This window comes from Microvirga sp. TS319, from assembly GCF_041276405.1.
In the GTDB taxonomy this organism is placed as follows: domain Bacteria; phylum Pseudomonadota; class Alphaproteobacteria; order Rhizobiales; family Beijerinckiaceae; genus Microvirga.
Map to the genome: position 1 here is coordinate 1,978,787 of NZ_JBGGGT010000002.1, position 13,498 is coordinate 1,992,284.

A 13,498-nucleotide genomic window follows, 5' to 3' on the forward strand; every position below is an offset into this window, starting at 1 on the left:
AACGATGTGGGTTTGCTAAACGCCGTGAACGATCGGCGCAACCCTAGGATCGCGTTTATTTAGCCGCAGGAGGTTAAGGAACTGTGGATCTACGGCAGGTCCGACCCTGCACGTATATCGAGTTCAAACACGAACGACGTTGAGCGCGAGGCTCAGGAGGCCGAGGCCTACTGCCAGCACGAAAAGATCGCAAATCTTTGCGAGAGCATCGGTGCCGGGATGTGAATTTCTATCGTTCATGGCAAAATATTAACCAAATTTCGATGCGCCGAGCAATAGTGCTTAAGGTCAACGATCTCTTTCCGGGAGGCGGGCGGCCTTATGCCGCCGGGTCCTGGCAGACATCGACCCATTCGGCTCCGACGAGGGCCGCCATGCGTTCGGGTCCGATTCGGACCGCCGTATGGATGGATCCGGCAGCGGGAACCACTTCGTCAAAAGCCTTGAGGGAAATATCGCAATAGATCTGCAATGACGTTGCGAGGCCGAACGGGCATACGCCTCCGACCGGGTGGCCCGTCAGCGACTGCACCTGTTCGGCATCCAGCATCGTTGCCTTGCCTCCGAACGCCGCCTTCACTTTCCTGTTGTCGAGACGGGTATCGCCGCGGGTCACCACCAGGAAGTTGCGGTCACCCACACGGAGAGACAGGGTTTTCGCAATCCGCCCCGGCACCACCCCATGGGCCTCCGCTGCCTGCGTCACAGTGGCCGTGCTCGTTTCCATCTCAATAATCTCGATGTCCGGTGCTTTTGCCGAGAAAAATGCGCGGACGGATTCAAGACTCATTGCTCGCGACTCCCGAGAGGATGAAGGGACACGGCAGGGATACACAACGTGTCGCGGCAAAGAAAGGCGCTTGACGTCGCAAGCGACACAATATTACGATTGTGTCGGTTTCGGCGTGTCTGATCATCCCGGCTACTGGAAGACGAGCCAGGTGATCAGCATGAGAGGCGCGATGATACCGAGCACGAACGGCACGATGTGGTGGGCCATGGCGATCATCCTTCGATGATCGAATCTTGCATGACGGAAGCTTCCGGTCGGTGAGCTGCCGCACATGGACATGCGGACGCACTTGCTGCCGTATCGGCTTGCCCGAACTCGCACTCCCGGTGCCATGTCTTGCGCTCACGGATGGAGCGCACCAGCGCATCGTGTGAAAAAGTGGATCCGGTTTTTCGCGAGAACGATGCGCTCCTCTAGAAGAGAGCATCGGATTCGATTCCAAAAGTGGATTCCACTTTTGGGTCCGATGCTCTACTTTCACCCGGGTCGGTCAGCGTGCCGTCTCAGCAAGAACCCTTGGAATGCCGCTTCTGTCTCCTGAACAATGCCGGGCTGCGCGTGGTCTCCTCGACTGGACCCAGGAAGAGCTGGCGGAACGTGCCAATGTCTCGCGCAGCACGATCCGCGATTTCGAGAATGGGCGTCATTGCCTGCATCCCGTGACCGCAGCCCAGGTCGCCGCTGCCTTCGAAGACGGCGGAGCCCAATTGATCCCGTCCGGGGAAGCCGGTCCAGGCGTGAGGCTCCGGAAACCGACGGGTTAACGCCGGGCGTGCTGGCAACTTCGCCTCATCGCGTCAGTTCTCCTCTGGAGAGACCAGATTTCCCGTATCGTCCGCAGGTGGAATGTCGGCGCTGCCTTCCGTGCGGTCGCGGTAGAGCGCGGCACGGACGAGGAGCATCAAGGTCACCGGGGTGGTCAGGGTGACGAACACGGCAATGAGGATTTCATGAAGAACGGGGCGGGCCTCAAGCACACTGAAGAAGAGGGCCGATCCAGCCAGGATGCTGGCCATGCCGACGGTGGTGCCGAGCGTCGGTGCGTGAACGCGCGCATAGAAGCTGCCGAGCCGAAGGAGACCGATCGACCCGATGAGGGTGACGCCTGCCCCCAGCAGCACAAAAAATGCCGTCAACAGCGCGGCCCAGGCCGGCAGTTCGCCCGCTCCGCTCATTCGATGACCTCGCCGCGCATGAGGAACTTCGCGAGCGCGACGGTCGCCACGAAGCCGAGGAGCCCCATGATGAGGGCCGCCTCGAAGTAGAACGTGTTGCCGACCCTGATGCCGAAGGTCAGAACCAGCAGAAGCGCGTTCACATAGAGCGTATCGAGCCCCAGGATGCGATCCTGCGCCCGCGGACCTACGAGGAGGCGATAGGTTGCGCAGCACATGGCGAGACCGAGCATCACCTGTGCCGCGAGGATGGACCATGAGAAAATGAGATTGCTCATTCGAAGATCTCCATCAGCAGGCGCTCGTAGCGGTACTTGATCGTTTCGATCCATACGGTCTCATCGATCAGATCCAGCACATGAAGCAACAGGGTGCCTTTGGCGGCGTCGTAACTCACCCAGATCGTACCGGGCGTCGATGTGATGATGATGGACAGAACCGCGAGCCCGTGGCGGCTGCGCATGTCGAGCGGGATCGTCATGAAGCCGGCATTCGCTCCGGGCTCCCGAGACCGGACGATGATCCGTCCGACGGCGATGTTCGAACGCAGAATGTCGAACAACACCAAGCCCAGGAGCCGCAGGGCTGCAAAGGGGCGGCGGACCCGAGGCTTGTCCGGCCTCAGCGCCGCCATGGCCCACGAGCCTAAAACGGCGAGCACGCTGCCAAGGATCACATGCCCGGCCGACAGGGATTGGTTCAGGAGAAGCCACAGGGCAAGGAGCGCCGCTGAGAGTAGCGGGAAGGGCAGGAACCAGCTCATGGAGTGTTCGCCTCGCGGGCATGTTCCGTCTTCGGCCGGGACAGCACGCCGCTGACGTAGCTCTGTGGCTCGCGCAGCGCCTGAGTGGTCGCGTCAAGGTAGCGCATGACCGGGCCACCCGCGATCGTGAGGCCGAGGCAGAGGGCCAGAAGGCAAAGCACCGGTGCGATCTCGATGACCCGAACTCTGGGGACGCTGTCGTCCAGACGTGCCCAGAAGGTGCTGATGCCGGTTCGCGTCATCGCGATCAGCGTCGCAAGCCCTGAGACGATCAGCAACCCGATCAGCACCCAGGTCTGCGTGCCGATGGCGCCCTCGGTTCCCAACATCGCAGCCATGATGGCGAATTTCGCAATGAATCCGGACAGGGGCGGGAGACCCGCCAGGAGCAGGGCGCAGGCGATGAAGCTGCCGCCGAGGAGAGCGATGGTCGCCGGAATGGCGACGCCTACTTCCTCTTCGAAGAGGTCGTCTTCGCCGTAGGCCTCCATCGTCACGGCCAGCACGTCGGCGCCGGGATCGCGCATGCGCTCGACAAGCTCCACGAGCAGGAAGAAGGCGGCGATCGCCAGCGTGGAGCTGACAAGGTAGAACAGCGCCGGACCGACGACCGCGCTGTTTCCCGTGCCGATGGCTGCGACGAGGGTGCCGGACGAGATGAGGACGCTGTACCCGGCAAGCCGCGACATGGATTGCGAGGCCAGGACGCCCACCGTACCGAACACGATCGTCAGCATGCCGGCCAGGAGCAGCCACATGCCGCCGAAGCCCGCCAGCGACCCGGCATCAGCCCCGAACATCAGCATCCAAAGGCGCAGAACCACATAGATCCCGAGCTTGCTCATGATCGCGAAGACTGCCGCCGCGGGCGCGGAGGCGGCCGCATAGGTGGTCGGAAGCCAGAAACACAGCGGCCACACGCCGGCCTTCATCAGGAAGGCCGTGCCGAGGATTGCGGCGGCAGTCGCCATGAGCGCGGCGTCCCCGGGGGAGAGGTGGGGAATGCGTGAAGCCAGATCCGCCATGTTGAGGGTGCCGGTCACGCCGTATGCGAGGCTCGCCCCGATCAGGAACAGGAACGAAGCGGTCAGATTAATGGCGACATAGGCCAGGCCGGCCCTGACGCGAAGCAAACCGGCTCCGTGGAGGACAAGCCCGTAGGAGGCGGCCAGCAGCACCTCGAAGAACACGAAGAGATTGAACAGGTCGCCGGTCAGGAAGGCCCCGTTGAGACCCATGAGCTGGATCTGAAAAATCGTGTGGAATCTCGGTCCCGCACGATGCCACCGCGCGAGCGAGTAGAGCAGGGATGCGAAACCGAGCACGCTCGTCAGAACGAGCATCAGCGCGGACAGGCGGTCCAGCACGAGCACGATTCCGAAGGGCGCGGGCCAGTTGCCGAGCCGGTACACCATGACGGACGAGGCGTCCGCGGCAGCCGGCGCGGTATCGGCCATCCGCAGCAGGGCGATCGAGATGGTCAGCAGCCCGAGTGTCGTCGCGATTCCGAGCGTGCCCTTGAGGAGACGGTGGCGCTCGTCGAGAAGGAGCATCACGGCGCCGGATACGAGCGGCAGCAGGATCGGCAGGATGATGAGATGATCGAGCCAGGTCATCCTTGCGCGTCCTCCCGGCCGTCGACGTGATCGGTTCCCGTGAGGCCGCGCGATGCCAGCAGGACGACCAGGAAGAGGGCGGTCATCGCGAAGCCGATGACGATGGCCGTAAGGACCAGCGCCTGCGGAAGCGGGTCCGCGTAGAGCGCCGGGTCGGTCGCCTGCGCATTCTCGAGGACCGGCGCCGCGCCGGTCTTGAGCCGTCCCATGGCGAAGATGAACAGATTGACCGCATAGGAGAGCAGGGACAGTCCGATAATGACTTGGAACGTGCGCGGGCGCAGCAGGAGCCAGACGCCCGAAGCGGTCAGGATGCCGACTGCCGCCGCGAAGATGAGTTCCATCATGCTTCGTCCCTCACGGTCGAAGGTTGCGGGGACGGCAGCGGCGCACGGGCCGTGCGGGGGCTGCGGACGGATTGGTGAGCCAGCGCGATCAGAATGAGCACGGTGGCGCCGACCACGACGGCGAAGACGCCGAGGTCGAACAGGAGCGCGGTCGCTGCAGGCACCTTTCCGAGGAGGGGAAGCTCCAGGTATTCGAAATGGGAGGTGAGGAAGGGACGTCCGAAAATCCACGCCCCTGCGCCGGTGAATACGGTGCAGAGGAGCCCCAGCCCCATCCAGCTGATCGGCAGAATGCGCAGCCTTGCCTCGACCCAGCGGGTTCCGCCCGCCATGTACTGAAGCACGAGGGCAATCGAGAGCGCGACGCCCGCCGCGAAGCCGCCGCCCGGGAGGTCGTGGCCGCGCAGGAACAGATAGATCGCGAACACGCCGATCACCGGGAAGAGCCACTGCATGATCACGGACGGGATCGCAAGATAATCCGAGAGCGTATCGCCGACGGTCCGGTCCGGGCTCGCGTCGTCATAGGCGTCCTGCATCTGCTGTTGCTCGGGTGCATCGACACTCTCCGGGGCCGGGCGGAACCTCCGAAGCAGTGAGAAGACCGTGATCGCCACCACGGCCAGAACCACGATCTCGCCGAAGGTATCGAAGCCGCGGAAATCGACCAGGATGACATTGACCACGTTGCGGCCGCCGCCCTCTGCGTAGGCGTTCTCGATGAAGTAGCGTGAAATGGTGTCGGGCAGAGGCTGCGTGAGCAGCGCATATACGATCAGCGACATGCCGGTGCCCGCCGCGATGGCCAGGGCCAGATCGCGTCCCCGTCGCAGTCTCGCGCGAAAGCCGACGAAGAGGCCCTCATCGGCCATCTCGAAGCGTTTCGGCATCCAGCGCAGGCCCAGCAGCAGCAGCACGGTGGTCACGATCTCGACCAGGAGCTGGGTGATGGCAAGGTCGGGCGCCGAAAACCACACGAAGGTGATGCAGGTGACCAGCCCGGCGGCTCCCATGAGAACCATGGCGGCGAGCCGGTGGTATTTGGCCTGATGGGCCGCACCGACGGCACAGAGGCAGCCGACGATCCACAGCAGAAGAAAGGCGGGATCGAACTCCGTGCTGACCCGGGAGCCCGCTCGCAGACCATGCTGATAGAGCGGCCAGAGCGCTGCCAGAACCGCGAAGGCCACCAGCAGGCGCAATTGCGGCTGGAGGCGGTTCGTGCCCATCAGCCGCTCCAGAGCGCGCGCCCAGCGCCAGGAAAGCGCGACGAGAATGCGCTCGAAGATGCGCTGGCCCTTGAGGCGCCGCATGAGCGGAGGTCCGTCGATGCCTTTCGCGAGATAGCCCTGCAAAAGCCAGTAGAGAAGAATGCCCACGGCGAGAGCGATGACGCTCATGAGGAGAGGCTCGTTGAAGCCGTGCCACACCGCGAGGCTGTAATACGGCATGTCCGGCCCCAGGACCGCGCGGACCGCCGCGGTGAGGAAGGGCTTGATGGTCAGCGCCGGCAGGATTCCCACGAGCAGGCAAAGCAGGACGAGAAGCTCGATGGGAAACCGCATCCAGTGCGGAGGCTCGTGCGGCGTGCGTGGCAGATCGGTCGCCGGCTTGCCGAAGAACACGCCATGGATGAATCGGAGGGAATAGGCCACGCTGAAGGCGCTGGCGAGCATGGCGAAGTAGGGCAGGGAGTGGTCGAGAAGCGAATCGACGTGATAGGCCGCGGCCTCGGCGAAGAACATCTCCTTCGAGAGAAAGCCGTTGAGCAGGGGCACACCGGCCATGGCGGCCGCCGCGACCATCGCCAGGGTGGCAGTGATCGGCATGAAGCGGAACAATCCGTTCAACTGCCGGATATCGCGGGTGCCGGCCTCGTGATCGATGATGCCGGCGGCCATGAAGAGCGACGCCTTGAAGGTCGCGTGGTTGATGGTGTGAAAGATCGCCGCGACCGCCGCCAGCGGACTGCCGAGCCCGAGCAGAAGCGTGATCAGGCCGAGATGGCTGATGGTGGAATAGGCAAGAAGGCCTTTCAGGTCCTGCTGGAAGATCGCCGCGTAAGCCCCGAGCAGAAGCGTGGAGAGGCCCGCCGTGACCACGATGTAGAACCAGGCGTCCGTCCCCGAAAGAACAGGCCAGAGCAGGGTGAGGAGGAACACGCCCGCCTTCACCATGGTGGCGGAATGCAGATAGGCCGAAACAGGAGTCGGCGCGGCCATGGCATGCGGCAGCCAGAAATGGAACGGGAACTGCGCGCTCTTGGTGAGAGCCCCCAGCAGGATCAGAATCAAAGCGGGCAGATAGAGGTCGCTGCCGCGAATTCGGGCGCCGGACGCAAGGACCCGATCCAGATCGTAGCTGCCGACGATATGGCCGATCAGGAGGACGCCGACGAGAAGGCACAGGCCGCCTGTGGCCGTGACCGTCAGAGCCATGCGCGCCCCTTCGCGTGCGCTTGCGTTATGATGCCAGTAGCCGATGAGCAGGAAGGAGAAGAGGCTGGTCATCTCCCAGAAAAAGACCAGCTGGATCAGATTCCCGGAGAGCACGATGCCCAGCATCGCGCCCATGAAGGCGAGAAGGAAGGCGAAAAAGCGCGGCACCGGATCGGCCGGAGACATATAGTAGCGCGCATAGAGCACGACCAGAAAGCCGATCCCCGTCACCAGCATGGCGAAGAGCCAGGTGAAGCCGGTCATCCTCAACGTAAAATCCAGCCCCAGCGTCGGCAGCCACTCCACGCTCAGGCGCAGCACGCCGCCATGGCTGACGGCGGGATACTGGGCGGCTGTGAGGACCGTTCCGCAGAATGCAATGGTTCCGGCCAGGAAGGCCGCGCCATTCCTGGCGTCCTGACGCAGGAACGCAGCGACGAGACTCCCGATGAACGGAAGGATGACGACGGCCAGGAGGGGCGTGTCAATGGGCATAAGGTGAGCGATCTCCTTCCGGGTGGGGAGCGCGGGCGGAACTCCGAGATGGGGTGTTATGTCGCCCAATATGGTTGACGTCCCAGGCCGGAAGCAAGGCCATTACCAGATAAATTTGGCGTTATGGCAGAGCGGGAGAGCTTTTGGGGCCTTCATCTGCCAGATGTGATGTGAACGGCGTCCGGTGTATCGTTGCGTGCGGCTTTCCGTATCGATCAGGGGGATCGGCGGTGCGTTGCAGCGACTCACGGTTCCGGCCGTCGGCCGCCCGTTCCAAAGAAGGCCCGGGGGAGGAGTGCCGTCACTCCGCCGCCGCCACGCTGTTCAAGCCGCCCAGCCGCTGCAATGTCGCCGCATCCAGTTCCCGGGTCACGGGTATGCCGTTCTTGTATTGAAACGCTTCGATGGCTTGCCGTGTGCTCGGCCCAATGATGCCGTCTGCAGCGAGCAGACCGTATCCGAGCTTGGTGAGGGCCTTCTGGGCCGTCGAGACCAAGGCCTGATCCGGCTGATGAGACGTCGTCGATCCGGTCTCTGCAATGCTCGTCTGCTCGACCGTGGGCGACGTATTGCCGGCCGCACTCTGCCCAGCGGCGCCCGCCTGAACGCTGTCGCGGCGCTGCGTCAACTCCTCGATCTCCTTTCGCAATGCCGCGGTCTGCGATTGGAGAGACGCCAGGTCGGACTTCGCGGCCTCGGCCGTCTCGCGCTCGTGGAGCATCTGCATCTGGCTCCGGGCGAGTGTCGAGACCTGCTGCCTCAACTCGCGTTCGATACGGTCGGAGCGCTGACCGGAGAGGAACCACATGCCCCAGCCCGTCGCGGCTCCGATCGCGAGCGCCAGGATGAGGACATGGCTGAATATCCGCTGATCGGCCATGTGTCTTGCCGTCATCATTTCTCCTCGTGCTTGGTCGCGACAACACAAGGCCTTTGCTAAACCCCGCCAATGTGGCCCGAACGTGGCTGGGCAAACATTCCCGGCAAGCTGCCGACACACATTTCCGCAGACAGGATACGAGCGCCGGATCGCCGGAAGAGCACTGCGAATGCCCAAGGTTTCAGAGAGTACGGTCATGCTTTGACCATGATTTCAGCTAGGTTATTTCCAAACCGCTCGAGCCAATCTGAAACGGAATGTTGAAGGAACGATCGTGCCGCTGAAGCAGAAAGGACATAGAATCTATCTGAATCGCTCAGTTGTCGCTCTGCTGATCCTTGCAGGGATTACGGGTTGGAGCGTGTCTCTCTACTCCACGTGGAATCTTGCAGGGCTGGATGAGCAGCTCCGCATGCAGACGGCTGCATTGCAGGACTACCAAGCTCAATATTCGGCGCAACGCCAGAAGACCGAAGAGAGTGTCAAGGAACTCGCAAATCTCCGGCAGGAGCTTTCGAATGCCCAGTCGCAGATCCAGACGCTCACCACGCAATCCGAGCAAGCCGCCGCTGACATGGCGAAGGCACGGGAGCAGCTGGCCGCTGCGCAGCAGGGGGGAGCTTTTCCAGGCGTCGGAATGTCGCCGGAAATTCTGAGCATCAAGCCGCGCCCCACGAAAGAAGATGTCGTCGCCGCTCAGCAAGCCTTGTCACAGCTCCGTTTCGGAACGATCAAGGCCGACGGTGCGATGGGTCCCTCGACACGTGAAGCCATCGAGAAGTTTCAGCGCGCGGCTGGGCTTCCCGTTACGGGCGAACTCCATGCCCAGACGCTCGTGACGCTCATGAGATCGGCGAAGGTCATGGCGGCAGCACAAAGCGACGTTCCTTGAACGATCTCTTCGGGAGGCTGCGGCGTTGAGACCGGGTTCGTCCGGTGGGTCTAGGCGAATCGCGGATTTCACATCGTGTTCACAACCTGTTGAACGGGCGGCAAGCCGCTATGGAACTTGCCGGAATCGGACTGCACGTCGTCTTCCGGAATTTCATCACGTAAAAATTTACCAATGAGTAACCTCGCCTTGGAAGTTTGCGGGCTCCTGCAACACCAAGGCGAGTATCTCGTAGATGAAAATCACAAGCACGGCCCTTGCTATCGTCGTCCTTTCAAGCTCCTGCGCATTCGCGCAGAGCCCCCGCATGCTCGGATCGAACGAACGCTGGAGTGCTTGGAAGACGCGAGAAGGCAATATTTCCTCGTGTTACGCCTTTTCCGACGCGGCATCGAAGAAACCAGAGCAGCTCGATCATGGGCGAGTGACGTTGTTCGTTCGCTGGCTCGATCGCGGTGCGGTTCGGACGGAAGCCAGTCTGCAGACAGGCTACGATTTCGCGCCGACGGCGATCCATGTCGACGTGGATGGCAAGAGGTTCACGATGATCCCCCGCGGCAAGTACGCCTGGATGCGTCGCACGGAACGCGAATCCGAATTCGTCCGCGCGCTAGAGAAGGGGCGCATGGCCATCATCGAAGCCACATCGAGGCGCGGCAACAAGACTGTGTACAGTTTTCCGCTGAAGGGTTTTACCGCCATGATGCGTAAGGCCCGGCAGGGTTGCCGCTAGAGCATCGGACCCAAAAGTGGAATCCACTTTTGGGGTTCCATCCGATGCTCTAGAGCCTTTTCCATGAACTTCGGTTCACGGAAAAGGCATTTGTTGTTTGAGAAAGACGCCTTTTCTTCGCAAAACCGGCATCCACTTTTGCGGAAAAGGCTCTAGCGCATCGAACCCATTGCCGATGATCAGGAGACGCGCAGCCATTGGCGCGGACCAGCGCCCTCGTTCGCCTGCCCGGACAGGGCCCGGCAGAGATCGTTCATCGAAGCGAGGTTGTGAATAGGCCTGAATTCGTCGACATGCGGCAGCATCGCGCGGATGCCGGAGGCTCGCGCCTCGAAACCGTCGAAACGAAGGAGCGGATTGAGCCAGATCAGCCGGCGGCTGGAGCGCATCAACCGGTCCATCTCGAAGGTCAGCTCTCGCGTCACGTTCCTCTCGAGGCCGTCCGTGAAGAGGAGAACGATTGCCCCTTGCCCGAGTACCCGGCGAGACCAGTGACGGTTGAAGTCGTGCAGGGCGTGAGCGATCCGCGTGCCGCCCTCCCAGTCCCGCGCGCGCTTCGCCGCGCGCGCGAGGGCTTCGTCGGGATCGCGGCTCGCCAGCTCCCGGCTGATATTGGTCAGGCGCGTTGCGAAGACGAAGGAGTGAACCCGCCGCCGCTTCTCTGCGATGGCATGCAGGAAATGCAAGAAAAGCCGGGAATACTCCGCCATCGAGCCTGATATGTCCACGAGCGCGACCACCGGCGCGTAGCGCACGGCGGGGGAGCGGTAAGCGAGATCGATCCCCGCGCCTGCACCCCGCAGCGACCGCCGGAACGTTTTGCGCGGATCGATCCGCCGTCCCCTGGAATCCGGCAGGAAACGGCGCGTCACCATCTCCTCCTCCGGCAGGGACATCTCGGCAATGAGACGCTTGGCGGCCGCGACCTCGGCGGCCGACATCTGCGCGAAGTCTTTCGTCTTGAGAATTTCGCGTTCCGAGACGGTGAGACGGGCCGTGAACTCGGCCTTCTCGACCGGCTCAGGCTGTTCGTGCCGTGGTGTCGCCAGGGCTTCGGCGACCCGCAATGCGCCGGCCTGCGGCTTCTTCTCCTCCGGTCCCCCGGGAGAGATCGGCGACATCTGGGCGATGAGTTTCTCGATCAGCGCACGCCGCCGCCAGAAGATCCTGAAAGCCTGGTCGAAGAGGATGCTGTGTTCGTGCCGCTTCACGAAGACGGCGTGAAGGGTCCAGTAGAAATCCTCGCGGGTTCCGATCCGTGCCGCCTCGACGGCGGCGATCGCATCGAGAACCGTGCCGGGACCGACCGGCAGACCTGCGCTCCGCAGAGCGCGTGCGAAATAGGCGATGTTATCCCCAAGACGACCATCGCCCCGCTCGGGGGTGTCGGTCACTCCGGTTCCTCCAGCGCATTCCTGACGCGGTCGAGCATCTCCTTCGCCCGGCTGCCCTGCATTTTCTGAATGTCGTCCTGATATTTGAGCAGAACCCCGAGCGTGTCCGACACGAGGGTCGGGTCGAGCGCCACCGCATCGAGCTCCACGAGCGCAGAGGCCCAGTCGAGCGTTTCGGCGACGCCCGGCGCCTTGAACAGCTCCTCGTTTCGGATCGCCTGCACGAAGGCCACGATCTCCCGAGAGAGCCGCCCGGGAGAATGCGGCACGCGGCTCCTGACGATGGCGAGCTCGCGTTCGGCATTCGGGTAATCGACCCAGTGATACAGGCAGCGCCGCTTCAGCGCATCGTGGACCTCACGGGTACGGTTCGAGGTGATGATGACGATCGGCGGATGTTCCGCCTTGATGGTGCCGAGTTCCGGGATGGTCACCTGGAAGTCGGACAGCACTTCGAGGAGGAAGGCCTCGAAGGCTTCGTCGGTGCGGTCGAGCTCGTCGATCAGGAGAACCGGCGCGCCGGCCGTATCGGGTTCGAGGGCCTGCAGGAGGGGCCGCTTCACGAGGTATCGTTCCGAGAACAGATCGCTTTCGAGTGTGTCGCGGTCGACGTTTCCGCCGGCTTCGGCGAGCCGGATGGCCATCATCTGACCCGCATAATTCCATTCGTAAACCGCCGAAGCGACGTCGAGCCCTTCGTAGCATTGCAGGCGAATGAGGCTTCGCCCGAGCGCAGAGGAGAGCACCTTCGCGATCTCCGTCTTGCCGACGCCGGCTTCTCCTTCCAGGAAGAGAGGGCGCCCGAGCTTCAGCGCGAGGAAGAGAACCGTCGCGAGCGGACGGTCGGCGACATAGCCGGTGCGTTCGAGAAGGGCCAGCGTCTCGTCGATGGAACCGGGTCGATCAGCCAAGGCGTCGATGCTCCTTTAGAAGGCATGCCCGGAAAGCCCAGGCATGCATGCCTGTTTGCCGTCCTCGCAGTCTTGCAGTTGGGGGAGTCCAGGGCAAGGGCGGCGGTTCGACTGGAGCATCGGACCTGAAAAGTGGAATCCACTTTTGGGATTGAATCCGATGCTCCTTCTATAGGGCATCGCATCGTTTGAGCGGACCCGAAGGGCCACGGTCGTGAAAACCGGGTCCACTTCTTCGCACGATGCTCTAGCCGCGGGTGGTCGCAATCCCTACAGCTTGGCGGGCCATGACGCCGACGAGATGAGCGCGATAGGCGGCATCCGCATGAATGTCGCTGTTCATCTCGCCCTCCGGCACGGAGATGCGGTCAAGGGTTTCGACCGCGAAATTCCGGTTCAGGGCCTCCTCCATGTCCGGCACCCTGAAGACGCCGTTGGAGCCCGCTCCCGTCACGGCGACCCTGACTCCATCCTCGTGCTGGGCCACGAAGACGCCGACAAGGGCGTAGCGTGAAGCCGGATTGCGGAATTTCGCATAGCCGGCCCGTGACGGAATGGGGAACGAGATCGACGTGATGATCTCGCCTTCATTGAGAGCCGTGGTGAAGATGCCCTGGAAGTAGTCGTCCGCCGGAATGGTCCGTTTTCCCGTGACGATCGTGGCATTCAGGGCGAGGCACGCGGCTGGATAATCGGCGGACGGGTCATTGTTGGCGACCGAGCCGCCGATGGTGCCGCGGTTGCGCACATGCGGATCGCCGATCAGCTCCGCCAGCTCGGCGAGGGCCGGGATGGCTGCGCGGACATCGGTGGCGTTCGCGACTTCCGCGTGCTTCATCATGGCGCCGATCTTGATCGCGTCACCGGCCCGCTCGATCCCGCGCAGCTCGGCGATCTGGCCGAGATCGATCAGATCGGCCGGAGCCGCGAGGCGCAGCTTCATGGTCGGCAACAGCGTATGCCCGCCGGCGAGGAACTTGGCTTCCTCGAATTGGCTCGCGAGGTCCGTGGCCTCTCGGACGCTCGTCGGGCGGTGGTATTCGAAAGCGTACATCCCTGTC

At 62.9% G+C, this 13,498-nt stretch carries 15 protein-coding genes; 4 read left to right on the forward strand and 11 right to left on the reverse strand.

The genetic code is table 11. The features are described 5' to 3' along the window. Window positions 1-319 precede the first annotated feature (319 nt). Complete coding sequence (locus AB8841_RS18660) at window positions 320-790, reverse strand: YbaK/EbsC family protein (protein ID WP_370437311.1); 471 nt, start codon at window positions 788-790, stop codon at window positions 320-322. 70 nt (window positions 791-860) lie between these two features. Here AB8841_RS18660 and AB8841_RS18665 point away from each other — a divergent pair, with 70 nt between their 5' ends. Next, window positions 861-1,019, forward strand: a complete 159-nt coding sequence (locus AB8841_RS18665) for a hypothetical protein (protein WP_370437312.1) — start codon at window positions 861-863, stop codon at window positions 1,017-1,019. 295 nt (window positions 1,020-1,314) lie between these two features. After that, window positions 1,315-1,557, forward strand: coding sequence for a helix-turn-helix transcriptional regulator (locus AB8841_RS18670; protein ID WP_370437313.1), 243 nt, complete (start codon window positions 1,315-1,317; stop codon window positions 1,555-1,557). A gap of 33 nt (window positions 1,558-1,590) precedes the next feature. Here AB8841_RS18670 and mnhG read toward each other — a convergent pair whose 3' ends face one another. From mnhG to AB8841_RS18705, 7 genes are all read right to left on the reverse strand, one after another. Next, window positions 1,591-1,968 carry a monovalent cation/H(+) antiporter subunit G gene (gene mnhG, locus AB8841_RS18675; RefSeq protein ID WP_370437314.1) on the reverse strand — a complete coding sequence of 126 codons (378 nt, stop codon included), beginning with the start codon at window positions 1,966-1,968 and terminating at the stop codon, window positions 1,591-1,593. Then, window positions 1,965-2,246, reverse strand: a complete 282-nt coding sequence (locus AB8841_RS18680) for a K+/H+ antiporter subunit F (RefSeq protein WP_370437315.1) — start codon at window positions 2,244-2,246, stop codon at window positions 1,965-1,967. The genes mnhG and AB8841_RS18680 overlap by 4 nt, the downstream gene beginning before the upstream one ends. Then, window positions 2,243-2,731 carry a Na+/H+ antiporter subunit E gene (locus AB8841_RS18685; RefSeq protein WP_370437316.1) on the reverse strand — a complete coding sequence of 163 codons (489 nt, stop codon included), beginning with the start codon at window positions 2,729-2,731 and terminating at the stop codon, window positions 2,243-2,245. The genes AB8841_RS18680 and AB8841_RS18685 overlap by 4 nt, the downstream gene beginning before the upstream one ends. Continuing rightward, complete coding sequence (locus tag AB8841_RS18690) at window positions 2,728-4,347, reverse strand: monovalent cation/H+ antiporter subunit D (protein ID WP_370437317.1); 1,620 nt, start codon at window positions 4,345-4,347, stop codon at window positions 2,728-2,730. Before AB8841_RS18690 ends, AB8841_RS18685 begins: the two co-directional genes overlap by 4 nt. Beyond that, window positions 4,344-4,691: a Na+/H+ antiporter subunit C gene (locus tag AB8841_RS18695; RefSeq protein WP_370439310.1), complete on the reverse strand. Its 348-nt coding sequence runs from the start codon at window positions 4,689-4,691 to the stop codon at window positions 4,344-4,346. Before AB8841_RS18695 ends, AB8841_RS18690 begins: the two co-directional genes overlap by 4 nt. After that, the gene (locus AB8841_RS18700; RefSeq protein WP_370437318.1) at window positions 4,691-7,627 is read right to left on the reverse strand and encodes a monovalent cation/H+ antiporter subunit A; all 2,937 of its coding nucleotides are present in this window, start codon (window positions 7,625-7,627) and stop codon (window positions 4,691-4,693) included. The genes AB8841_RS18695 and AB8841_RS18700 overlap by 1 nt, the downstream gene beginning before the upstream one ends. A 301-nt stretch (window positions 7,628-7,928) precedes the next feature. After that, window positions 7,929-8,525, reverse strand: a complete 597-nt coding sequence (locus AB8841_RS18705; protein ID WP_370437319.1) for a peptidoglycan-binding protein — start codon at window positions 8,523-8,525, stop codon at window positions 7,929-7,931. A 394-nt stretch (window positions 8,526-8,919) separates the two neighbouring features. On the opposite strand from AB8841_RS18705, the gene AB8841_RS18710 reads away from it, so the two are divergent. Continuing rightward, entirely contained in the window at window positions 8,920-9,399 is a 480-nt protein-coding gene (locus AB8841_RS18710; RefSeq protein WP_370437320.1) for a peptidoglycan-binding protein, read from the forward strand. Between the two features lie 307 nt (window positions 9,400-9,706). Further along, entirely contained in the window at window positions 9,707-10,132 is a 426-nt protein-coding gene (locus AB8841_RS18715) for a hypothetical protein (RefSeq protein WP_370437321.1), read from the forward strand. A gap of 179 nt (window positions 10,133-10,311) precedes the next feature. On the opposite strand, the gene AB8841_RS18720 is transcribed toward AB8841_RS18715, so the two are convergent. The 3 genes from AB8841_RS18720 to AB8841_RS18730 form a co-directional block, all read right to left on the reverse strand. Then, window positions 10,312-11,526 (reverse strand): VWA domain-containing protein, encoded by a 1,215-nt coding sequence (locus AB8841_RS18720; RefSeq protein WP_370437322.1) that lies wholly within the window; start codon window positions 11,524-11,526, stop codon window positions 10,312-10,314. Continuing rightward, a complete protein-coding gene (locus AB8841_RS18725) occupies window positions 11,523-12,437 on the reverse strand; it encodes an AAA family ATPase (RefSeq protein WP_370437323.1) in 915 nt (304 codons plus the stop codon). The genes AB8841_RS18720 and AB8841_RS18725 overlap by 4 nt, the downstream gene beginning before the upstream one ends. 247 nt (window positions 12,438-12,684) lie before the next feature. Beyond that, window positions 12,685-13,491, reverse strand: coding sequence for a xanthine dehydrogenase family protein subunit M (locus AB8841_RS18730; RefSeq protein WP_370437324.1), 807 nt, complete (start codon window positions 13,489-13,491; stop codon window positions 12,685-12,687). Between the last annotated feature and the right edge of the window lie 7 nt (window positions 13,492-13,498).